This window comes from Turicibacter sp. T129, from assembly GCF_025594975.1.
Classification (GTDB): domain Bacteria; phylum Bacillota_I; class Bacilli_A; order MOL361; family Turicibacteraceae; genus Turicibacter; species Turicibacter bilis.
On record NZ_JAMQUU010000141.1, the window covers coordinates 1 to 222 of the forward strand.

1 protein-coding gene is annotated in these 222 nt (G+C 55.0%); it reads right to left on the reverse strand.

Annotated elements, in window-relative coordinates:
* Window positions 1–40: 40 nt before the first annotated feature.
* On the reverse strand, window positions 41–222 hold a 182-nt coding region (locus tag NEH75_RS13540; RefSeq protein ID WP_262949032.1), incomplete at its 5' end, for a hypothetical protein.

Here is a 222-nt window from a genome sequence, read left to right on the forward strand (position 1 = left end):
ACAATAAGGTTTCAGTCGAAAGTTGCGCTGACCTGTGCGTTCACAGTCCCAATAACGTTCGCGCCATGCATTGCGCATTATCGGCAGCTGTTGAATCACCCATCACCAGGGCAACGGTGATGGCGCCATCGATCAGGATCAGCAGTTGCGCGGCCTGCTGTGCCGGGTCGGGGGTGCCATGTGCTTGACAGAGTTCAAGTGCGTACTCGAACAGTTTCTGTT